The sequence below is a fragment of the Gordonia ajococcus genome (assembly GCF_012974285.1).
In the GTDB taxonomy this organism is placed as follows: Bacteria; Actinomycetota; Actinomycetes; order Mycobacteriales; family Mycobacteriaceae; genus Gordonia; species Gordonia amicalis.
Genome location: NZ_CP052884.1, coordinates 3,698,599 through 3,719,256, shown reverse-complemented (window position 1 = coordinate 3,719,256; position 20,658 = coordinate 3,698,599). Strand labels below are relative to the sequence as shown.

The window sequence follows — 20,658 nt, the reverse complement described above, 5'->3', positions numbered from 1 at the left end:
CCAGCGACGACCGTCCGTTGGTGCCGGTCGAGCAATTGACTGATCGATCGGGTGTGGAGAAATGGAAGCCGGACGAGTCCTGTAACGGTGAATCCGCGGTCACCGAACCCTGATGAAAGCGCGAATTGTCGACTCGTGGGGCCAATGCGACCACTCGGCCGATTGTCCAATCGGGAAGATTCTGTGCCGTGTCCTCACCGGTGGTGGACGTCGTCGACGACGACTCGACCTCGGTGAGGGTGGACAGTTCGTCGGTCGGTGGAATGACGATTCGTGACGGCGTGGTGTCGGTGGGCAACGAGCAACCCGTGATCGTCACGATTGCCGCGACCGTCACGGTTGCGAATGACGCGCAGATCACACGGCCGAAGTGAGTCGGCCGCGGACGTGGGACGGGTACGGGCCGCCGTGGTCGATTTCCGTACCCTTGCATTGTGTCGACCCCCAAGATCGTTCTGTTCTACGTCTTCGTCCCGCTGCCCGATCCGGAAGCCATTCGGCTGTGGCAGCTGTCGGTGTGCGAGTCGCTCGGGCTGCGGGGCAGGATCATCGTGTCACGACACGGAATCAACAGCACCGTCGGTGGCGACATCGCCGCGGTCAAACGCTACGTCAGGACCACCCGTTCCTACCCCGGGTTCGCCGATGCCGACATCAAATGGTCGGACGGCGCCGGCGACGATTTCCCCCGCCTGAGTGTGAAGGTGCGCCCGGAGATCGTGACCTTCGGGGTTCCCGACGAGATCGTCGTCGACGAGAACGGGGTGGTCGGAGGCGGTGTCCGGCTGACGCCCGAAGAGGTCCACCGACTCGTCGACGAACGCGGTGACGAGGTCGTCTTCTTCGACGGCCGCAACGAGATCGAGGCGCAGGTCGGGCGGTTCGACGGGGCGGTGGTCACCAAGGCGCAGACCACGCGCGACTTCATCCCACTGATCGAGAGCGGTGCCTACGACCACCTCAAAGACCGTCCGGTGGTCACCTACTGCACCGGGGGCGTCCGGTGTGAGGTCCTCAGCACGGTCATGCGCAGCCGTGGATTCAACGAGGTCTATCAGCTCGACGGCGGCATCGTGCGATACGGCGAGCGGTACCGCGACGGAGGGCTCTGGAAAGGATCTCTCTACGTCTTCGACAACCGCATGAGCACGGAGTTCTCCGATCGCGCCGAGGTGCTCGGACAATGCGTCGAATGCGGGGGTTCGACGAACAACGTCGCGAATCATCCCGACCGCGAGGGTCGGGACCTCGCCGTGATCTGCCCGGCATGTCTGGCCTGAGCACGTCCCGGACGGCCCGGCCGCCGGTGCCGGTGATCGTGGTCGCCGGTTTCCTCGGGTCCGGCAAGACGACCCTGCTCAACCATCTGCTGCGCACCGCGGGAGCCACCGGTACGAGACTGGGCGTCCTGGTCAACGACTTCGGATCGGTCAACATCGATGCACTGCTGGTGTCCGCCCAGGCCGACGGTGCGGTGAGCCTGAGCAACGGATGTATGTGCTGCACGGTCGACGCTGACGGTCTCGCCGACGCGCTGACCTCCCTGGTCCGCCCGAGCGCGAAGATCGACGCGATCGTGATCGAGGCCAGCGGGATAGCCGAACCGAGATCACTCATCCGGATGGTCACCGCGGTGACGGATCCGCGGCTTCGTTATGGCGGTCTGGTCTACGTGGTCGACGCCGCGCACATCCACGCGCTGCGCGAGGAACACCCAGAGGTCGACGCGCACATGGCGATAGCCGATCTCATTCTGGTCAACAAGTCCGACCTGATCACCGGCGCGGACCTGCGAACCGTCGAAGAGATTGTCGCGCAGCTGAACCCGACCGTAGCGGCGATGGTGACCCAGGAGGCCCGGATCGACCCGGCGCTGTTGTTCGACATCGACGAGTCGGCCGGGACCGACGAACCGCGAAGCGGACAGCTCACCCTCGACGAGCTGTTGCTCGAGGAACACGACCATTCCGGTCACGACCACCTGCACGCCGGGTACGAGGCGATCACCTTTCGGAGCGATGAACCGCTCGACCCGCGTCGGCTCGCGCGGTTCCTGGAGCGACCGCCGAGCGGATGCTTCCGGATCAAGGGCATCGTGCACTTCGACCGGCCGCGGTATCGGCAGAAGTTCGTCGTACACGCTGTGGGCGGGTTCGTCCGGGTGAGCCGTGAGTCGTGGGCGCCGCGGACGCCGTCGACCGAACTGGTCGCGATCGGTCGCGGTCTCGACGCCGAGGCCGTCAACGCCGAGTTGCAGGCCGCGATCGCGCGTCCGGAGGATGCGGAGGACGAGCACGGCATTCTCGGTGTCCTGCGCCACGTGCCCGACTGAGCGCGATACCCGCGACACGTGTGGCGCGGATCATGCGACACGCCGGTCCGGATGTCACATTCGGCTAACGAAATCCGGAACGCCCAGGTAGCGCATTTCGCAAACTCCGCTCGCCCTGTTTCACTGTTAAGTCTGTGACCAGTGTGACCAATGGTGCCTAACGGGAGGAGTGAGGCGAATGACCGGAGCTGAGACGCGCGGTCGCCGCCTCGAAACGCCGATGTTCCAGAAGATGATGAAGAAGCGCATGTTGACGACCGCCTTCGCCGTGACGGCAATGGCGTCGACCGTGATGGCGTCGAACCTGGTGGTGGCGCCTGCACAGGCCGTGCCGGCCCGTGGGACCGCGCTCGCGGGGAAGACGATCTTCCTGGACCCGGGGCACCAGGCGAGTGCTGCCGGTCGGAGCCTCAGCGCGCAGGTGTCCGACGGGCGCGGCGGCAAGAAGGACTGCCAGACCACCGGGGCCACGGGGGTGAACGGGGCCGAGGAGCACACCGTCAACTGGCAGATCACCCAGCTGGTCAAGGCCGGCCTGGAAAGCCAGGGCGCCCGGGTGGTGCTGAGCCGGCCCGACGACCTCGGGTGGGGTGGCTGCGTCGACGAGCGTGCCGCCGCGGCGAGCCGGTCCGGCGCAGCGGTCGCGGTCAGCCTGCACGCCGATTCGACGAGCCGGGGAGCGGACGGCGCCAAGAAGGGCTTCCACATGATCGTGCCGTCGCTGCCGATCCCGGACGCCACCGTGAACCGCGTGCAGTCGGGTGAGGGGCGCAAGGCGTCGACCGTCATGCGCGATTCCTTCATCGCTGCCGGCTTCCCGTCGGCCAACTACGCGGGGGTGAACAACGGCATCCAGACGCGTCCGGACATCGCCGCGGTCAACCTGACCAAGGTCCCGGCCGTCTTCATCGAGATGGGCAACCTGTCCAACCCGGCCGAGGCGGCCGCCCTGGCCGGACGCGATGGCCAGCTGAAGTACGCGACGGCCATCACCGACGGCATCCTGAAATACGTCAACGGCAATGCGGCCACCGGCGCCGGACCCGCACCCTCGGTGCCGCCGGCCGACGACGCCAGCGGGCTGTCCGCGGTGATCCCGTTCGTGCAGCAGCTGCTCGCCACCGAGGAGCCCGAGGCCGTCGTCCAGTTGCTGGCCACACAGGGACAGGATGTGTCGGCGCAGGTCCTCAAGGCGATGCTCACGATTCTGTACGGCCTGTTCGACGGGAAGCTGCCGATCGGCTGAGCCCGTCCGCCTCAGGCGGCTAACCTCGGCCCCATGGGCATTCGAGATCTCCTGGTGATGGACACTCCGGTGCCGTCGTTGCGCGGACGCAAGGTACTGATCACCGGGGCGGCGAGCGGGATCGGACGCGCGACCGCCGAGGCAGCCGCCGCACGGGGTGCCGAACTGGTGCTGACCGACCTACACGCCGATCAGCTCGACGAGGTCGTCGCCGGAATCCTCCGCGCCGACGGAACCGTGCTCTACCACCTCGCCGGAGACGTCTCCGACTACGACTGGGTGGCCAACTTCGCGCGGCAGGTCGACGCCGAGGTCGGCGTGATGGACGTCGTGATGAACATCGCCGGGATCTCGGCATGGGGCACGGTGGAGAATCTCGAGCACCGCCATTGGCGATCGCTCGTCGACGTCAATCTCATGGGCCCGATCCACATCATCGAATGCTTTGTGCCGCAGATGGTCCGGCGGGGGAGTGGCGGACACATCGTCAACGTGTCGTCGGCCGCGGGGCTGCTCGCCCTGCCGTGGCACGCCGCCTACAGCGCGAGCAAGTTCGGGATCCGCGGTGTCTCCGAGGTGTTGCGGTTCGATCTGCGGCGTCACGGTATCGGGGTGTCGCTGGTGTGTCCGGGCGGTGTGGACACCCCGCTGGTCGACACCGTCGAGATCGTCGGCGTCGACCGTGCCGACCCGCGAGTCAAGGCCGCCATCAACAACTTCCACAAGGTCGCGGTGTCACCCGAGACCGCGGCCGCGGCGATCCTCAAGGGGATCCGCAAGAATCGGTTCATGGTCTACACGTCGTTCGACATACGGTTCGGATACTGGTGGGCGCGGAAGTTCGCCCTGCCCTACGAGATCGCGATGCGGGTGGCCAACGATCGTTTCGACAAGCTCGCGCGGGTTAGCGGCACGACGCTCGAGGCGCGGGCACGCGACCACCATTCGGCGCAGTGAGCCGCGTCTTCCGTAAGACGCTGCGGGGCAGCGGCCCGCCGGGCGGTCACCGGGACTTCTTCGCGGCCGAGGTCGCCGGGTTGCGCTGGCTCGCCGACTCCGGCGCACCGGTGGCGAAGGTGCTCGCGGTGAGCGAGGACGCCATCGAACTCGAGTACCTCGACACGACGCGTCCGGATCGCGAGGCCGCCCGGGCCTTCGGAGCTGCGCTGGCGGGCATGCACGACGCCGGTGCCCCGCGGTTCGGTTCGCCGCCCGCGGGTTTCGACGGCCGGCTGTTCATCGGCCGGCGCCCGCTCAGTTCGATCGAATACGACTCGTGGGGCGAGTTCTACGCGCGGGAACGCGTCGAGCCGTATCTGCGTCCGGCGCGGGAGGCCGGCAATCTGACCGCTGAGGACGAGGATGCCGTTCGCGCCGCCTGCGAGCTGGTCGCGAGCGGAGCGTTCGACGACGACGAACCCGCGGCCCGCATCCACGGCGATCTGTGGAACGGCAACGTGCTCTGGACCTCCCAGGGCGTCGTGATGATAGACCCCGCCGCACACGGGGGTCACCGGGAGACCGACCTCGCGATGCTCGCGCTCTTCGGCTGCCCGCTGCTCGACGAGATCATCGACGGCTATCAGGAGACGCACCCCTTGGTGCCCGGTTGGCAGGACAGGGTCGAGGTCCACCAACTGCACCCGCTCGCGGTGCACGCCGCCGGGCACGGACCCGGCTACGGCACCGCTCTGGGCCGGGCCGCTCGGGCGTCCGCGGCGCTCGCGCGCAGATGACGCACGCGATAATCACCCGGTGTCTGATGACGATGTGCGGAGTGGTGTGTCCGGAAGTGTTCTGATCGTGTCGGCGACCCGCGCCGAGGCGCGGCATCTGCCGGCGGGTTCACGGTTGCTCATCACCGGGATCGGCAAGGTCCGGGCGACGATGGCGTTGAGTCGCGAGCTCGCCGCCGGTGCACCGGTCCGGCAGGTGATCAACATCGGCACCGCGGGGGTGCTGCGGGACGAAGTCGTCGGTCCCGGACGCGATCTGTTCATCCCGTCATCGGTGCTCGAACACGACATCAGCAGCGCCGAACTACGCGCCATGGGCTATGAGATGACCGACCGCTGGGAACTCCCGGACGGTGACGGAACGGTGCTGGCCTCGGGGGACACCTTCGTCGCCGACCCGGTGCGGCGGGCCCAACTGGCACGCCACGCCGATCTCGTCGACATGGAGGGATGCGCGGTCGCCCATGTGAGCGCGCAGTTCGGGATCCCGTGCCGGCTCGTCAAGGCCGTCACCGACAACGCCGACGAGGGTGCGATGGAGTGGCCCGAACTGGTCGACGCCGCGGCCCGAAAGCTGGGGCACTGGATCGAACTCAACGCCGGCGGCTGACGCTCGTCGGAGACCCCGCTGGTCACGACCGGTTGAAACCGCCTGGCGCGCGCGACCGGAGGTGGCGATTCGGCGCGCGTCAGGAGCGGGTGTCGGCGACGCCTGCCGGACCGCCGTCGGTGGCCGACTCGTACGTCTGGAAACCGGACGGGGCGGGGTCGGTACGAGGCGTGTCGGCCTGACCCGAGAGCGGTGCGTCCGACGGGGTGAGGTCGGGTGCGGCGAGATCCGCCACCGTCGGGCGCGCGGTTGCCGGGGTCCGCTGGGTCCGTTCGACGGTCGCCGTACGCGTCGACGAGGCCGGGCGTTCGGAGGCGGAGCCGGGACGGGAGCGCTGGGGGCGCGACTTGCTCGACGGCGCCTTGGCGGTCTGGCCGGGGCCGGCCTGCTGGGCCGTGCTGCTCTTGGCCCGACGATGCGTCGTCGCGCGCTCGGTCGACTCGCCGGTCTTGGCGCGGTCGTTCTTGTCTCGACTCGCGCGAGTCGACGCACCGCGGGACCCCGTCGGCTTCTCGCGACCACCGGAGTTCTTGTCGTCGTCGCCGCGGGTCAGGAACCATCGGACGAGCACCATGGCCAAGGTGACGAGGAAGACCGTCAGCATCCAGGGGAAATCCGCGGCGATCGGCAACAGCACCTTGAAGATCAGGCTCTTCAGACCGGACGACGCCTGCTCGGAATTGAGGCCGTACAGCGTGACGATGCTGACGAAGAACGCGATCAGCGGCGGCTGGGCGGCAGCGGTGAACAGTGCGCGGCGACGCACGGCCAGAGCAGCGAGGACGCAGCCGACGAGATAACAGAACTTGTAGATCCCGCCGAGCGAATCGTTGCTGCCGGCGTCGATCGCCGCACCGAGGGCCGTGATCCCGGTTGCCAGGAGAACGGCACCCCACCACGGCAGACCGCGGACCGCGGGCAGCACGGACTGCTGGTCCAGGGGTACCGCCGTCTGTAGGCGTTGCGGGGAAGGCACATGGTCACGGTACCGGTTCATCGGCGGAAAACGCTCCACCCCCGGACCGTGGCGTGGACGCGGCCGCCGATGTCGTCGCAGGTGTCGCGACGGATTCGGCGGACCTGCAGGTGTCGTGGATCACGCGGGGCCGCGGCGGTTCGGCGACCTCGCCCAGGGCGTCGAGTTCGGCCAGTCGTCGTGCGGTGACGCCCAGCCGGCTCTCGACCGACCCGATCGTCGAGTTGTAGGCGTCGACGGTGCGCTGCAGCGATGTGCCGAGCGAGCCCAGATGACCGAGTACACCGGCGAGCCGTTGGTGGAGTTCCATGCCGAGGGCATGGATGACCGCGGCGTCGCGGGCCATCGCGTCGTGGCGCCAGCCGAGGGCGACGGTCCGGAGCAACGCGATGAGGGTCGTCGGAGTGGCGATCACCACATTGCGTGCGAAGCCGTACTCGAGGACCTCGGAATCGGTGCGGACGGCGGCTTCGAGGACTGCGTCGGCGGGGAGGAACAGCACCACCATCTCCGGCGTGTTCTCGAAGGCCGTCCAGTAGGACTTCGCGGACAACCGGGCGATGTGTGCGCGCAGCGCCCGGGCATGCTCGCCGATCAGACGATCCCGGGCGGCGGCCTCGGTGGACTCGGCGGCACGCAGATACGCCTCGAGGGGCACCTTGGCGTCGACGACGATGTCGCGTCCGCCCGCGAGGTGGACGACGAGGTCGGGCCGGACCGTCGCGCCGGCCTTGGTCTTGTCCGGCAGCGACACCTGGGTGCTGAAGTCACAGTGTTTGGTCATCCCGGCGAGTTCGACGACCCGTTCGAGCTGCACCTCGCCCCAGCGGCCGCGCGAGTGGGAGCTGTGCAGTGCGTTGGCGAGCTGCCGGGTCTGGTCGTTGAGCGCGACGGATGCCGCGTGGATGCCGCGAACCTGCTCGGTGAGCCCGGCGTACGCGCCGATCCGATTGGACTCGACCCGACGCAGTTCGTCGGAGAGCTGGGCGAGGGTCGCGCGTAGCGGTTCCACGATGTGCTGCACCTGGCTGCCGATCGCCGTGGACTGCCGCCGTGCCGCATCCTCGGTGGCCCACGACAACGACGACGCCACCTCGCTGCGTCCCTCGCGCAGCATCTCCACCTCGGAGCGGGCGGCCGCCACCACCCCGGCGCTGCGCGCGGCATGCGCCCACCACCCGAGCGCGATGCCGAGCAGGACGCCGAACACGAGTGACAGGGCTGCAGCGATCATGCCCCGATGGTGGCGGATGCCTCCGACAAAACGCCGTCGCCGCAGCTCCGGCTCAGTCCTCCGCTGGTGCCTCGAAGTCGAGCAGCCACCTCTTGATGTCCAGTCCGTAGCGGAAGCCACCGAGCGTTCCGTCGCTGCGCTTGACCCGGTGGCACGGCACGAAGAGTGCGGCGGCATTGCGCGCACACGCGGTCGCCGCGGCGCGGATGGCGGCCGGTTCGCCCGCGCGCTCGGCGAACTCGGTGTAGGTGACCGGCCGCCCGGGTTCGACGAGACGCAGCGCGTCCCACGCCTTGTTCAGGAAGGTGCCGCCGGAGAGCTGGACCACCTCGACCCGGGACGGCGCATCGACCTCGCCCGCGTAGTACGCCGACACCGCGTCGGTGAGTCTCCCGAGCGTCACGGAACGCTGCAGTGACTCCGGACGCAACGATCGGTGGATGAGTGCGGAGAGATAGGCGGGATCGTCGGTCCACCCGGATGCGAGGACGCGCTCCGAGTCGTCGGCGATCACGGTGAACGGACCGTTCGGGGTGTCGAGGGTGGCGTAACCGGCGGCGGTGGCAGTGCCGGGGGTGACGGGGTCGTCGGCGGCCGTGGTGTGGGCGGTCGGTCCGTCGGTGACGGTGGGGGACGGTGCAGGCATGGCGTTCCTGTCGGGTCGGGGTTCGAGTCGAATCGGTGTCGGATGGGGCGTCATCGGATCAGGCGTCATCTGGGGTCCGCTCGTCATACGTCCTCGCCGGCGCCGGCGAGGCGGTGTCGCCACAGGTGCATCGTCGCGTACGACCGCCACGGTGCCCAGTGATGTGTGTCGCGCAGATCGAGTCCCAGGTCGGCCGCGGCCCGGGCGACGACCAGGTCGTTCGCGAGCAGGACGTCGGGATCGCCCGTCACCCGCATGGTGACGATGTCGGCGGTCCAGGGGCCGATTCCGGGCAGCTCGATCAGTTGCGCACGTAGGTCAGACGCATCGACCCCGGCATGCGGTTCCACCCGACCTTCGGCGAGCGCCTCGGCGACCCCGATTACGGCGTCGATCCGGCGGCGCGGTCCGCGCAACACTTCGCGTCCGTGGGCCGCGATGGCGGCCGAGGTGGGAAAAGCCTTCGGTACCCGATCGGCGCCCGAGGTGGCACCGTCGGGCAACGCTTCGCCGAGCGCGTCGACGAGCCGGTCGATCTGATGTCGTGCGGCCGCGAGACTGACCTGCTGTCCCAGCATGGTGCGGATGATCGTCTCCGCGGGGTCGAGACTGCCCGGCACGCGGAGTCCGGGCGCGGTCTCGACGACAGGGCGGAGAGTCGGGTCGTCGGCGAGGGTCTCCGCGGCGGCGGTGATGTCGGCATCGAGGTCGAGTAGCCGACGCAGACGGTTCACCGCAGCACCGAGGTCGCGCATGTCGAGTCGGGAGAGAACGACACCGACGTGGTCGTCATGGGGTTCGATCTCGGCGATCGCCGAGCCGTGCGGGAGGTTGATGACACGCCGGAACCGCCAACCGAGGGGTGCGTCGGCGTCGTCGATGACGGTCTCGACCCCCGCTGCCGCGTGTGCGGACAGAAACCAGCGCATCCACGTCCAGCGGTAGGGCGCGCGAAACGGCAGGCGCAGGCTGACACTGCCCGGAGCCGACGGTGCTTCGGCGTGTGGTCGGTCGCGACCGTTGCGGAGTCGCCGGAGTTCGGTCGGGGTGAGTCCGAAGACGGCGCGGATCGTGTCATTGAACTGCCGGATGCTGGCGAAGCCGGCGGCGAAGGCGACGTCGGACATCGGTAGCGTCGTGCACTGGATGAGCACCCGGGCGTTGGTGGCCCGGTGCGCGCGGGCGAGCGCGAGCGGACCGGCACCCAGGTGGTCGGTGAGGACACGGTTGAGATGGCGGGGTGAGTACTTCAGCCGTGCCGCGAGACCGCCGACACCCTCACGTTCGACGACCCCGTCCGCGATCAGCCGCATCGCGCGGGCGGACATGTCGGCGTTCACATTCCACAGCGGAGAACCGGGGACGGCGTCGGGAGCACATCGCCGGCAGGCACGGTAGCCCTGTTGCTGGGCCGCGGCCGCGGTCAGCACGAACGCGACATTGTGTGGTCGCGGCGTCTGCGCGGGGCACGACGGACGGCAGTAGATCCCGGTGGTCCGGACGGTGACGAAGAACTGGCCGTCGAAACGTGCATCCCGTGCCTGGAGGGCGCGATAGCAGCGGTCGAAGTCCGGAGCCGAGCCCGGGACGGTGTGTTCGACGGAAGCTGTGGTCACCTCTCCACTCTGACATTCGGCGGGATCGACTTCTGGCGGAAATCGGACGCGACATGTACGGCCGAATCTGTGATCTGAGTAACAGTGCTGTGGCACGATTGCGCCATGTCCACACGGTTCGATGGCCGACGGCGAAGCCGGCACGACGACCTGCCCCTCGCCGGGCTGCCCGGATGGGGCCTGGAGATGATTATGGGTCTCTACGGCCCCGAGACCATCAGACGCGCACTCACCGAAGAGGCCGAACAAGGCATCGCGCCCGTGCCGTGGGATGGTCAGCGGGCCGACGAGTCGCCGATCCGGCCGTTCGACGCGCCGGAGGTCGAGATGTGTGGCCGGGACGACATCCCGCCGGTCTTCAATCAGGTTGACGCCGAACTCGAGGCGCTCAATTCGCTGATCCGCTTCATCGGACGCAAACTGCGCCGACGCTGACCGGTCGCGGCATCCCTGAGCTGTTCGCATCCGCGGCGACCGTCATCCGTCGCGTCGACTCCGCGATGTCATCGTGGTGTGTGAGGATCCACGAGTGACTGACAGCTCGGACGACCAGCGTGCAGACGACGAAGCCGGAACCGGCAGCCCGGATTCCATCTCGGTGGGTGCCGACGCCGTCCTCGGGGATGATGCCGTACTCGGCGGCGTCGAGGAGAAGGCATACCCGACGCGCGCCCAGGTGATGATGGCCGGCCTGCGATCGTGCGCGACCGTGGGTCTGCAGATCGTGCTGGTGGCAGCCGCCCTGTGGGTGCTCTTCTGGGTGCTCGGCAAGTTCTGGGTGATCCTGCTGCCGGTCCTGCTCGCGATCATCGTGTGCACCATCCTGTGGCCGCCGGTGCGCTGGATGCGTAACCACGGCGTCCCGGCCGCGGCGGCGTCGTTGTTGATGATGCTGATCGGTCTCGGTGTGCTCGGAGGTGTCATCGGTCTGATCGTGCCGTCGATCGTCGACCAGGCTCCCGAACTCGCCAACCGGGCCACCGACGGTGTGAAGCATCTCCAGGACTGGGTTCAGGGGCCGCCGCTCAACATCGAGGACGAACAGCTCGACAACATCGTCAACGCCATCACGAGCAAGTTGCAGTCGAGTGCGTCGACCATCGCCTCGGGTGTGTTCAGCGGCGTGGGCACCGCGACATCGCTGCTCGTCACCGTCTTCACCACGTTCGTGCTGGTGTTCTTCTTCCTCAAGGACGGGCCGAAGTTCGTGCCGTGGTTCGACCGCTCGGTCGGCAAGCCCTCCGGCACCCACGTCGGTGAGGTCCTGACCCGGATGTGGAACAGCCTCGGTGGATTCATCCGGACGCAGGCGGTCGTCAGCTTCGTCGACGCCGCGCTCATCGGCCTCGGCTTGTTCATCCTCGGGGTTCCGCTCGCCGGCGTGTTGGTGGTGGTCACCTTCCTCGGCGGCTTCATCCCGATCGTCGGTGCGTTCGTCGCCGGAGCGCTCGCCGTGCTCATCGCCCTCGTGTCCAACGGCCTGACCACCGCGCTCATCCTGCTCGGCGTCATCCTGGCTGTGCAGCAGCTCGAGGGCAATGTGCTGCAGCCGTGGTTGCAGGCGAAGTCGATGGATCTGCACGCCGTGATCGTGCTGCTCTCGGTGACGTTGGGCGGCACCCTGTTCGGTATCACCGGTGCCTTCCTCGCGGTGCCGGCGGTCGCGTCGCTGGCGGTGGTGTTGCGCTACCTGAACGAGCGGATCGCCGAACGCGCGGGGGAGTCGCTGGCACCCGAAGGTGCGCCCGTCACCAAGCAGGTGGGCGTCCCCGACGAGGACCCGCCGAAGGAGCCGCCGAACCCGGTCAAGGGATTGCTGGACCGGGACTGACCGCCGGGTCCACGACGAGGTCCGACGCAGCGTCGGGCCTCGCGGCCGGTGCCGATAGACTGGTCGCCCGTGAGTCTCACCCTGGGAATTGTCGGTCTGCCCAACGTCGGTAAGTCGACCCTGTTCAACGCCCTGACCCGTAACGATGTGCTGGCGGCCAACTACCCGTTCGCCACCATCGAGCCCAACGTGGGCGTGGTCGAACTGCCCGACGCGCGACTGAAGCGTCTCGCGGAGATCTTCGGCAGCGAGCGCATCCTGCCCGCCACGGTGTCGTTCGTCGACATCGCCGGCATCGTCAAGGGTGCCTCCGAGGGCGAGGGCATGGGCAACCAGTTCCTCGCCAACATCCGTGAGGCCGACGCCATCTGCCAGGTGGTCCGTGTTTTCGACGACGGTGACGTCGTGCACGTCGACGGTCGCGTCGATCCGTTCGCCGACATCGAGGTCATCGAGACCGAACTGATCCTCGCCGACATGCAGACGCTGGAGAAGGCGCTCCCGCGTCTGGAGAAGGACTCGCGCAAGAACAAGGACCTCGTCGAGACCCTCGAGGCGGCCAAGAAGGCACAGGAGATCCTCGACAGCGGAAAAACGCTGTTCTCGCAGAAGGATTCGTTCGACCTGTCTTCGGTCCGCGAGCTGCACCTGATGACGGCGAAGCCGTTCCTCTACGTGTTCAACTCCGACGAGGGCGTGCTCACCGACGACGCGAAGAAGGCCGAACTGCGCGCCGCCATCGCACCGGCCGACGCGGTGTTCCTCGACGCGAAGGTCGAGAGCGAACTCCTCGAACTCGACGAGGAGGACGCCCTGGAACTGCTCGACTCCATCGGCCAGGACGAGCCCGGCCTGACTTCGCTCGCGCGCGCCGGTTTCCACACCCTCGGCCTGCAGACCTACCTCACCGCAGGTCCGAAGGAGGCGCGCGCCTGGACGATCCGCCAGGGCGACACCGCACCCAAGGCGGCCGGCGTCATCCACACCGACTTCGAGAAGGGCTTCATCAAGGCCGAGATCGTGTCCTTCGCCGACCTCGACGAGGCCGGATCGATGGCCGCCGCCAAGGCCGCCGGCAAGGTCCGCATGGAGGGCAAGGACTACATCATGCAGGACGGCGACGTGGTGGAGTTCCGCTTCAACGTGTAGCGGCGCACCGGCTCGCCCCGACGCCTATCGTGTTGGTGTGCCCAGATTTCTCGCGATCCTCAACGGCTCGGCCGGCGACATCGACAGGGTTGGGCTGACCGAGCAGCAGCAGGCCGACTTCATGGCGGCCTGGTCGGCCTGGGCACGAGCCCATCGAACGGCTCTGATCGATCCTGGTGCCCCACTGTTCCGGAAGCGTCGAGTGACCGCCGACGGCGTCGAGGAGTTCGAGGACGCCAAGGTTGCGTACGCGGTTGTCGAGGCCGATTCCCATGACGACGCGGTCCGCATCCTGGGCGAGCACCCACACCTGACACTCTTCCGTGGCAACTCGATCGAGGTCATCGAGTGCCCGGCGGTCCTGGGCTGAATGCGCCGGCGTTTCCGACGAGAGTCCATCCGAGATGAGGAAGCTCCGACGAACCTTCTTTCCGGGTCCAACGCCCAGCTGGTTGGCATGTTTGCGCAGGTGGCAGGCTATGCTCATGGGCATGCAAACGTTCCGCTTCTTCCATGTCTGACCAGCTGCCTCCGTGCCCGGAGTGTGCTCAGGAGTTCACCCACCCGCAGGGCGCGCTCCTGGTGTGCCCGATGTGCGGGCACGAGTGGTCGGCCGATGAATCGTCGGAAGTCGACGCCGCGGCCACGACCGAGATCAAGGATTCGGTCGGCAACGCCCTTGCCGATGGTGACACCGTGACCATCGTCAAGACCGTCAAGGTCAAGGGCGGTGGCGGCGGTGTCATCAAGATCGGCACGAAGGTGCGAAACATCCGGTTGATCTCCGACGGCGTGGGCGACCACGACATCGACGCGAAGGTTCCCGATTTCGGTCAGATGCAACTGAAGTCGAGCGTGGTGAAGAAGGTTCTCTGAGCCGATACCGATCCACAGCTTCGGGGAGTTACCGTGGCCGACATGGCCATCAAACTCGAGAACATCGGGATCGCGGTCCGCGACATCGAGGCGGCGATCGCGTTCTTCACCGACCTCGGCCTCAGCGTCGTCGGCCGGGACGAGGTGAGCGGCGAATGGGCCTCCACCGCAGTCGGTCTCGACGGAAACCACGCCAAGATCGCGATGCTGCGGACACCCGACGGGCAAGGCCGGCTCGAACTGTTCGAGTACCTCCATCCCGACGCCATCGAGACGACGCCGACGCTGCCCAACGAGATCGGCATGCACCGTGTCGCGTTCTCGGTCGACGACCTCGACGCGGCGCTCGAGATTGCCGCGCGGCACGGATGTCGTCCGCTTCGCGGGGTCGCGAACTACGAGAACATCTACAAGCTCACTTACGTGCGTGGGCCCAGCGGCATCATCGTGATGCTCGCGCAGGATCTGACGAAGAGCTGACGACCACCTATGGCGACCGTCATGCAGTAGCAGGAATCGATGGCTCGACATCGCCCTGGCGCCATCTGTCTCGCGGCCGGCGTTCGACGAATGTTCATTTGGTCGGCGGTTCGAGGTCTGTCAATATAGACGCATGTCGAATCAGGACCGGCTGCCCGACGTGGCGGACGAGGCGTGTTGTACGCCGTTGGTGCAGGAGCCTCTCAGCGTCGATGCGACGGTGGAGTTGGCGCGCATGTTCAAGGCGATGGGCGATCCGGTGCGATTGCGGTTGCTGAGCCTGGTGGCCAGCCATGCCGGCGGGGAGGCCTGCGTGTGCGACATCTCGGGATCGTTCGATTTGTCCCAGCCCACCATCTCGCACCATCTCAAGGTGTTGCGGCAGGCGGGTCTGCTGGACTGTGAGCGCCGGGGCACCTGGGTGTACTACTGGGTCATTCCTGCTGCGTTGCAGCAGCTCTCGTCCATTCTGAGCTCGGCGGATCCCACCGCGGACACGTTGGTGATCGCGTGAGTACCGCATCGAACACTTCCGAGCACCCCGCGGTCGTCGGCAAACTCTCCACCCTTGACCGGTTCCTGCCGGTGTGGATCGGGGTGGCGATGGTCGCCGGCCTGCTCCTGGGCCGGTTGATCCCCGGGTTGAACGATGTGCTGTCGGCCATCTCGATCGATGGCGTCTCGTTACCCATCGCGATCGGCCTGCTGATCATGATGTATCCGGTTCTGGCGAAGGTCCGCTACGACCGCCTCGACACGGTGACCGGAGACAAGCGACTCCTCATCGGATCGCTGGTCCTGAACTGGGTCGTCGGCCCTGCGTTGATGTTCGCTCTGGCCTGGATCTTCCTCGCCGACCTGCCCGAGTACCGCACCGGTCTGATCATCGTCGGGTTGGCGCGATGCATCGCGATGGTGATCATCTGGAATGATCTGGCGTGCGGTGACCGTGAAGCAGCTGCAGTGTTGGTGGCGATCAACTCGGTGTTCCAGGTCGTGATGTTCGCCGTCCTGGGCTGGTTCTACCTCTCGGTCTTGCCGGGTTGGCTGGGTCTGGAGCAGACAACGATCGATGCGTCTCCGTGGCAGATCGCCAAATCGGTGCTGGTCTTCCTGGGCATCCCGCTGGCCGCCGGATTCCTGTCCCGATATCTGGGGGAGCGGAACAGGGGTCGCGACTGGTATGAGTCGACGTTCATTCCCAGGATCAGTCCGTGGGCGCTGTACGGGTTGCTGTTCACTATCGTGATTCTCTTTGCCCTGCAAGGTGATCAGATCACCTCTCAACCGCTCGATGTCGTCCGCATCGCGATCCCGCTGCTGGTGTACTTCGCGGTGATGTGGGGCGGCGGTTATGCATTCGGTGCGGCCATGAAACTCGGGTACGAACGCACCACGACGATGGCGTTCACTGCTGCCGGCAACAACTTCGAACTGGCCATCGCGGTCGCGATCGCCACGTATGGCGCCACTTCGGGACAGGCATTGGCCGGTGTCGTGGGCCCGTTGATCGAGGTCCCGGTCCTCGTGGGGTTGGTGTACGTCTCGCTGGCGTTGCGCAAGCGCTTCATCGCCCCGCAGAAGTCCTGAGCTTGCTCGAGGGCTCGTCCCGCGCACCACACGCATAACCTCCTCTCACACCGAAAAGGAAGCCACGCCATGTCTGCACCGAGACCGAGTGTGTTGTTCGTCTGCGTCCACAACGCCGGCCGTTCTCAGATGGCCGCCGGGTTTCTCACCGCGCTGGGTGGCGGTCGGGTCGAGGTTCGCTCTGCGGGTTCGGCGCCGGCGGAAGCCATCAACCCCGTGGCCGTGGAGGCCATGGCCGAGGTCGGAATCGACATCTCCGACCAAGCTCCGAAGATCCTCACCCCCGACACCGTCGAGCGCTCCGACGTGGTCATCACCATGGGCTGCGGCGACGCCTGCCCGGTGTTTCCCGGGGTCGACTACCGCGACTGGGCACTCGCAGACCCCGCCGGCCAGGGTATTGACGCGGTGCGCCCAATCCGCGATCAGATCCGATCGCTGGTGGTCGACCTGCTCGCCGAGATCGTGCCCGCCGGCACGGAACAGAGCGTGCGATGAGCACATCACGATCGGTTCTGTTCGTGTGCGTGAGCAATCGAGGTAAGTCGGTCATGGCCCAAGGCCTGTCGAGCACGTTGGGCGCCGGCGCGATCAACGCCTCCTCCGCCGGAACCGACGCCGCGATCGGCAAGCATGTCAACGACCTGTCCGCTCAGGTGCTCGCCGAAGTCGGCGTGGACATCGACGGCCATACGCCACGCCAACTCACCGACGATCTGATGCGCGACGGCGACCTCACGGTCGTGCTGGGAACGTCCGCGCAAGTCACCCCGCCAGATGGGGCCGTCGTCGAGGTCTGGGAGACCGATGAACCCTCCGCACGCGGGATCGACGGCATCGAGCGCATGCGTCTGATCCGCGACGACATCGCCGCTCGCATCACCGACCTCACCGCGCGCCTGGCCGACCACGCCTGAGCCGGCGGCGGGCACCAGCAGCACTGCTGCTCGCCGACGGGTTCGGGAGATGTCAGCAGCAGGCGGTGGACGCACTCGGTGCGGGCTCGCCGGCCTCTGGGGCACCGGCAGTGCCACAACATGCCGGCGAGTCGGTCGAATCGCCGGTCGCGCTGTCGGCCAGCAGGTTTGGGCTGGTCCCGAAGGTGTCGGAGTCGGCCAGGACGGTGTAGACCTCCCACTTCTCACCTGCCGGACCCGTCACCCAGACTTTGTCCTGGGTGGCGAAACAACACGTGGTATTGATCTCTTCCTCGGTGAAGAGGCCTTCACCGCTGAGTCGGGCGATCTCGGCGTGCACCTGATCGCTGGACTCGACTTCCACACCGAGGTGGTTGATCGTGCCGCCCTTGCCCGGGTTCTCCAACAGCACCAGCTTCAGCGGCGGCTCGGCGACCGCAAAGTTCGCGTAACCCGGCTTCCGTTTGGCCGGGGCGACATTGAACAACTTCGAGTAGAACTCGACCGCTTGATTCAGATCATCAACGTTGAGTGCGAGCTGCATACGCGACATGACTACCTCCACCTGTGCGACTTATATCGAATTACTGACGCTGTCCAGAGTGCCAACCTCTTCGACATATGTCAATGATGTGGGTAGGATGGCCGTCATGCCCAAGGCGCTCCCGGTCATCGACATGATCGACCCCATCTGCTGCGAACCGGTGTCGGCCGCACCGCTCGACGATGACGCCGCACTGGAGATCGCCTTGCGACTCAAAGCGCTCGCCGATCCGGTGCGGATCAAGCTGATGTCGATCCTGCTCACCGACGGGGCCGGCGAGGTCTGCACCTGCGACCTGGCCACCGCCGTCGGACTGTCCGAACCCACGGTCAGCCACCACCTCGGTCAACTCAAGAAAGCCGGCATGGTCCGGCCCGAGCGTCGCGGCATGAACGTCTATTACCGTGCCCACGTCGATGCGCTCCAAGCGTTGCGCCAGGTGCTCGACCCGGCGTGCTGCCGTTGAAAGGCAGATGCCTGCCCCGGTGATCGGCGGGTGATCTCGCTGGTGTCGGTCGATCGTCGTCGTAGGTGTCGTGGCTGTGGAGGTCTCGGCGCGGTGCAGGACGGAGTAGTCCTCAGTTGCCGCCTGAGGTCCCGATCGGCAATTCTTGCCAGATGAGTTCTCCCGCGGACCTCCCCTCCGGTCTCGATCTCTCGCATCTGATGGACACCGCCTATCGGCAGGCCCGGTCGGGTCTCGAGGAGGGTGGCATCCCGATCGGTGCGGCCTTGTTCGCCGCCGACGGGACCCTCCTCGGTGAGGGTCGGAATCGCCGTGTCCAGCAGGATGATCCGTCGGCGCATGCGGAGACCGACGCCTTCCGTGCGGCCGGTCGGCAACGGGACTACTCGTCGACGATCATGGTGACGACCCTCGCGCCCTGCTGGTACTGCAGCGGACTGATCCGGCAGTTCGGCATCGGATCGGTGGTGATCGGCGAGAACCGTTCGTTCCAGGGCGGAGAGGACTGGCTCGCCGACCTCGGGGTGTCGGTCACGATCCTCGACGACGAACGTTGCACGGCGATGATGTCGAAGTTCATCGCGGCCAATCCCGGCCTGTGGAACGAGGACATCGGCGTCGTCGACGACGAGGGTGACCGCGCATGACCGCGATTGGCGATCCTCACCGTCGGCTGAATGCAGCCGCGAGCGCTGCCAGGCGATCGAGATCCGCGGCGAGCGCACCTCTGCGGTCTCGATGGCCTTTGATGAGGAACCAGTAGATGCGGTCGAAACCCGGTGCGACATGGAGCAAGTCGTAGGTCTGAAGGATGCCGCGGAATCGTACGCCGGGAGCTGCCTCCCTCTCGGCGCCGACCCAGTGCGCGCCCCGACACTCGTGGCTCCACTCGCCGACCCGGGTCACGTCGGAGACGATGTCGAAGACGGCCTCGGGTGGTGCGTCGGCATACGACTCGGTGCGACCCTGGTGGGCGAGACGGCGTGTCATGACGGGTTCTTCGCCTCGACAGTCACCGGGCCGATCCTCGACGCCGGAACATGCCCCCACATGAGCTCGGCCCGACGCCGGTAGGCGCGTGCGAAGCCGTGGACGAGGATGAACCTGGGTACGGCCGGCACCACGCCGTAGATCAGTTCCCGGTCTTCATCTCCCAGACCGTCGACGACCCAGTGACCCTCGCGGCCGAGTTCGGCGAATCCCTTTGGCTTGACGAAGAATTCGTGTTCGACGTCCCGGAACTCCGCGGTGCTGATCGCGGCCGCGACCACCGGCATCGCCTCGAGTTCCTCGCGTTCGAGATGGGGGAGCAGTACTTCTGACAGCCGTTCCAGCGCGTCGAGCAGGGTGTCCCGTGCCTGTGGGTCCCGACGGTAGGCGGAGGTGGCTTCGATCAACGCGTCGACGGCCGGAGCGATCCGGAGATGATCGGCTTCCATGTCGTCGAGAAGGGGTGCGGCGTCGGGGTTTCTCGACCGGACGAGTGGCCACAACCCCTTGTCCTCGCCGGTGTGATGCATGTGGAGGAAGCCCATCATCCAGGTGATGTGGTCGGCGATGGCTCGTCGGCGGGCGTCGTCGGGATAAGGCGGTGCTCCGATGACGAGGCGGGCTCGCTGCAGGTCCCGTCGTAGTGCGCTGTGCACGATGCCCATGCTTCGTGTGTCGGCGGGTTCGCGTGTGGTGATGGACATGGCCCTGTCCTCTCGATCGAAGGGCTGAAGTCAATCGGGGCCGAGTAGTCGCACGGTGGCGTCGGCGATCCAGTTCCGATAGCGGGTGTGGCTCCACCCCGCGTTGTTGACGAGCAGGTCGTAGACCTCTGTGCTGATCACCGCCCACAATCCCTCGGCTTCATCGGTGGCGAGCGTGCGTCCGGCGACAGCCTCACCCGCTGCCCGCACATCTGAACGCTGACGGCGGTACGCCTCGACGAGCCTGGATGCGAGTTCGGGGTCGAAGGAGGCGCCTTCGCGCAGCGCCCGGTACAGACCAGCGGTGCGAGCGTAGATGTCGGCGGCCAGGGCGGCTCCGGCTGCGGCACGTTCACGGCGGTCGCCCGCGGACAGCGCGGCGAACTCCGGCCGCTGGGCGAGTGCGACAGGCCGATCGTCGCCGACGACCGCCACGTCGAACGCCGTGAGGAACAGCCGTGTCTTGGAGCCGAACTTCGCATAGACCGTCTCGAAGGACACGCCTGCCTCAGCAGCGATCTCGCGCACCCCGACGGACCAGCCGCGCTCGGCGAACAGGCGAGTGGCGGCCTCGAGGATCTGCGCGCGGGTCTGCTCCGCCTGGCTCCGCCGGAGGGTCGAGTCGTAACTCCTCCGGGTGGCCGTCGCTGCGGATGCGGGCTGATCGGACGAACCCATACCCGAAGTATGCGCCTGCTTTGTTTTCAATACAAGG

Annotated in this window: 27 protein-coding genes; 19 read left to right on the top strand and 8 right to left on the bottom strand. The window is 67.0% G+C overall.

What is annotated here, in order from left to right:
* Positions 1 to 188 precede the first annotated feature (188 nt).
* The 7 genes from GAA2_RS16965 (at position 189) to GAA2_RS16935 (ending at position 5,924) form a co-directional block, all read left to right on the top strand.
* Positions 189 to 374, top strand: coding sequence for a hypothetical protein (locus GAA2_RS16965; RefSeq protein ID WP_006435907.1), 186 nt, complete (start codon positions 189 to 191; stop codon positions 372 to 374).
* A 60-nt stretch (positions 375 to 434) separates the two neighbouring features.
* The gene (locus tag GAA2_RS16960; RefSeq protein WP_096274340.1) at positions 435 to 1,280 is read left to right on the top strand and encodes a rhodanese-related sulfurtransferase; all 846 of its coding nucleotides are present in this window, start codon (positions 435 to 437) and stop codon (positions 1,278 to 1,280) included.
* Positions 1,268 to 2,332, top strand: a complete 1,065-nt coding sequence (locus GAA2_RS16955) for a CobW family GTP-binding protein (RefSeq protein ID WP_096274338.1) — start codon at positions 1,268 to 1,270, stop codon at positions 2,330 to 2,332. The genes GAA2_RS16960 and GAA2_RS16955 overlap by 13 nt, the downstream gene beginning before the upstream one ends.
* Before the next feature lie 220 nt (positions 2,333 to 2,552).
* Positions 2,553 to 3,578, top strand: a complete 1,026-nt coding sequence (locus GAA2_RS16950) for an N-acetylmuramoyl-L-alanine amidase (protein WP_096274336.1) — start codon at positions 2,553 to 2,555, stop codon at positions 3,576 to 3,578.
* 33 nt (positions 3,579 to 3,611) lie between these two features.
* On the top strand, positions 3,612 to 4,535 hold the full coding sequence (locus GAA2_RS16945; protein ID WP_096274334.1) for an SDR family oxidoreductase: 924 nt from the start codon (positions 3,612 to 3,614) through the stop codon (positions 4,533 to 4,535).
* Positions 4,532 to 5,314, top strand: coding sequence for a fructosamine kinase family protein (locus GAA2_RS16940; protein ID WP_096274332.1), 783 nt, complete (start codon positions 4,532 to 4,534; stop codon positions 5,312 to 5,314). The genes GAA2_RS16945 and GAA2_RS16940 overlap by 4 nt, the downstream gene beginning before the upstream one ends.
* Positions 5,315 to 5,360: 46 nt before the next feature.
* Positions 5,361 to 5,924 (top strand): nucleosidase, encoded by a 564-nt coding sequence (locus tag GAA2_RS16935; protein WP_006435913.1) that lies wholly within the window; start codon positions 5,361 to 5,363, stop codon positions 5,922 to 5,924.
* 79 nt (positions 5,925 to 6,003) lie between these two features.
* Here the strand turns inward: GAA2_RS16935 and GAA2_RS16930 are convergent, their stop codons facing one another.
* The 4 genes from GAA2_RS16930 to GAA2_RS16915 form a co-directional block, all read right to left on the bottom strand.
* Entirely contained in the window at positions 6,004 to 6,900 is an 897-nt protein-coding gene (locus GAA2_RS16930; protein WP_040004678.1) for a DUF6542 domain-containing protein, read from the bottom strand.
* Between the two features lie 4 nt (positions 6,901 to 6,904).
* Positions 6,905 to 8,134 carry a DNA recombination protein RmuC gene (locus GAA2_RS16925; RefSeq protein ID WP_006435915.1) on the bottom strand — a complete coding sequence of 410 codons (1,230 nt, stop codon included), beginning with the start codon at positions 8,132 to 8,134 and terminating at the stop codon, positions 6,905 to 6,907.
* Positions 8,135 to 8,186: 52 nt separating this feature from the next.
* Entirely contained in the window at positions 8,187 to 8,780 is a 594-nt protein-coding gene (locus GAA2_RS16920) for a methylated-DNA--[protein]-cysteine S-methyltransferase (RefSeq protein ID WP_006435916.1), read from the bottom strand.
* Between the two features lie 83 nt (positions 8,781 to 8,863).
* The gene (locus tag GAA2_RS16915; protein WP_006435917.1) at positions 8,864 to 10,396 is read right to left on the bottom strand and encodes a DNA-3-methyladenine glycosylase 2 family protein; all 1,533 of its coding nucleotides are present in this window, start codon (positions 10,394 to 10,396) and stop codon (positions 8,864 to 8,866) included.
* A gap of 105 nt (positions 10,397 to 10,501) precedes the next feature.
* Between GAA2_RS16915 and GAA2_RS16910 the strand changes: the two genes are divergently transcribed.
* From GAA2_RS16910 to GAA2_RS16865, 10 genes are all read left to right on the top strand, one after another.
* Positions 10,502 to 10,831, top strand: a complete 330-nt coding sequence (locus GAA2_RS16910) for a hypothetical protein (protein ID WP_247603096.1) — start codon at positions 10,502 to 10,504, stop codon at positions 10,829 to 10,831.
* A 94-nt stretch (positions 10,832 to 10,925) separates the two neighbouring features.
* Positions 10,926 to 12,227, top strand: coding sequence for an AI-2E family transporter (locus tag GAA2_RS16905; RefSeq protein WP_191834472.1), 1,302 nt, complete (start codon positions 10,926 to 10,928; stop codon positions 12,225 to 12,227).
* Between the two features lie 69 nt (positions 12,228 to 12,296).
* A complete protein-coding gene (ychF, locus tag GAA2_RS16900; protein ID WP_006435919.1) occupies positions 12,297 to 13,376 on the top strand; it encodes a redox-regulated ATPase YchF in 1,080 nt (359 codons plus the stop codon).
* 37 nt (positions 13,377 to 13,413) lie between these two features.
* The gene (locus GAA2_RS16895) at positions 13,414 to 13,746 is read left to right on the top strand and encodes a hypothetical protein (RefSeq protein WP_006435920.1); all 333 of its coding nucleotides are present in this window, start codon (positions 13,414 to 13,416) and stop codon (positions 13,744 to 13,746) included.
* A 143-nt stretch (positions 13,747 to 13,889) separates the two neighbouring features.
* Positions 13,890 to 14,252 carry a zinc ribbon domain-containing protein YjdM gene (locus GAA2_RS16890; RefSeq protein ID WP_006435921.1) on the top strand — a complete coding sequence of 121 codons (363 nt, stop codon included), beginning with the start codon at positions 13,890 to 13,892 and terminating at the stop codon, positions 14,250 to 14,252.
* A gap of 42 nt (positions 14,253 to 14,294) precedes the next feature.
* Positions 14,295 to 14,732, top strand: a complete 438-nt coding sequence (locus GAA2_RS16885) for a VOC family protein (protein WP_040004680.1) — start codon at positions 14,295 to 14,297, stop codon at positions 14,730 to 14,732.
* A gap of 133 nt (positions 14,733 to 14,865) precedes the next feature.
* Positions 14,866 to 15,246 carry an ArsR/SmtB family transcription factor gene (locus GAA2_RS16880; RefSeq protein ID WP_006435923.1) on the top strand — a complete coding sequence of 127 codons (381 nt, stop codon included), beginning with the start codon at positions 14,866 to 14,868 and terminating at the stop codon, positions 15,244 to 15,246.
* Positions 15,243 to 16,322, top strand: a complete 1,080-nt coding sequence (arsB, locus tag GAA2_RS16875; protein WP_006435924.1) for an ACR3 family arsenite efflux transporter — start codon at positions 15,243 to 15,245, stop codon at positions 16,320 to 16,322. The genes GAA2_RS16880 and arsB overlap by 4 nt, the downstream gene beginning before the upstream one ends.
* Positions 16,323 to 16,391: 69 nt before the next feature.
* Positions 16,392 to 16,820, top strand: coding sequence for an arsenate reductase ArsC (locus GAA2_RS16870; protein WP_006435925.1), 429 nt, complete (start codon positions 16,392 to 16,394; stop codon positions 16,818 to 16,820).
* The gene (locus GAA2_RS16865; protein ID WP_191834471.1) at positions 16,817 to 17,239 is read left to right on the top strand and encodes a low molecular weight phosphatase family protein; all 423 of its coding nucleotides are present in this window, start codon (positions 16,817 to 16,819) and stop codon (positions 17,237 to 17,239) included. The genes GAA2_RS16870 and GAA2_RS16865 overlap by 4 nt, the downstream gene beginning before the upstream one ends.
* A 52-nt stretch (positions 17,240 to 17,291) precedes the next feature.
* Here the strand turns inward: GAA2_RS16865 and GAA2_RS16860 are convergent, their stop codons facing one another.
* Positions 17,292 to 17,792 carry an ArsI/CadI family heavy metal resistance metalloenzyme gene (locus GAA2_RS16860; protein ID WP_006435927.1) on the bottom strand — a complete coding sequence of 167 codons (501 nt, stop codon included), beginning with the start codon at positions 17,790 to 17,792 and terminating at the stop codon, positions 17,292 to 17,294.
* A gap of 97 nt (positions 17,793 to 17,889) precedes the next feature.
* On the opposite strand from GAA2_RS16860, the gene GAA2_RS16855 reads away from it, so the two are divergent.
* Both GAA2_RS16855 and GAA2_RS16850 read left to right on the top strand, forming a co-directional pair.
* Positions 17,890 to 18,249 carry an Rv2640c family ArsR-like transcriptional regulator gene (locus tag GAA2_RS16855; RefSeq protein ID WP_191834470.1) on the top strand — a complete coding sequence of 120 codons (360 nt, stop codon included), beginning with the start codon at positions 17,890 to 17,892 and terminating at the stop codon, positions 18,247 to 18,249.
* 152 nt (positions 18,250 to 18,401) lie between these two features.
* Complete coding sequence (locus GAA2_RS16850) at positions 18,402 to 18,896, top strand: nucleoside deaminase (RefSeq protein WP_191834469.1); 495 nt, start codon at positions 18,402 to 18,404, stop codon at positions 18,894 to 18,896.
* Between the two features lie 16 nt (positions 18,897 to 18,912).
* On the opposite strand, the gene GAA2_RS16845 is transcribed toward GAA2_RS16850, so the two are convergent.
* Genes GAA2_RS16845 through GAA2_RS16835 form a run of 3 tightly spaced genes read right to left on the bottom strand, consistent with a single transcriptional unit; the run spans position 18,913 to position 20,621 of the window.
* Complete coding sequence (locus GAA2_RS16845; RefSeq protein WP_006435930.1) at positions 18,913 to 19,239, bottom strand: SRPBCC family protein; 327 nt, start codon at positions 19,237 to 19,239, stop codon at positions 18,913 to 18,915.
* Positions 19,236 to 19,943, bottom strand: coding sequence for a hemerythrin domain-containing protein (locus tag GAA2_RS16840; RefSeq protein ID WP_191834468.1), 708 nt, complete (start codon positions 19,941 to 19,943; stop codon positions 19,236 to 19,238). Before GAA2_RS16840 ends, GAA2_RS16845 begins: the two co-directional genes overlap by 4 nt.
* Positions 19,944 to 19,973: 30 nt before the next feature.
* Entirely contained in the window at positions 19,974 to 20,621 is a 648-nt protein-coding gene (locus GAA2_RS16835) for a TetR/AcrR family transcriptional regulator (RefSeq protein ID WP_040004665.1), read from the bottom strand.
* Positions 20,622 to 20,658 lie beyond the last annotated feature (37 nt).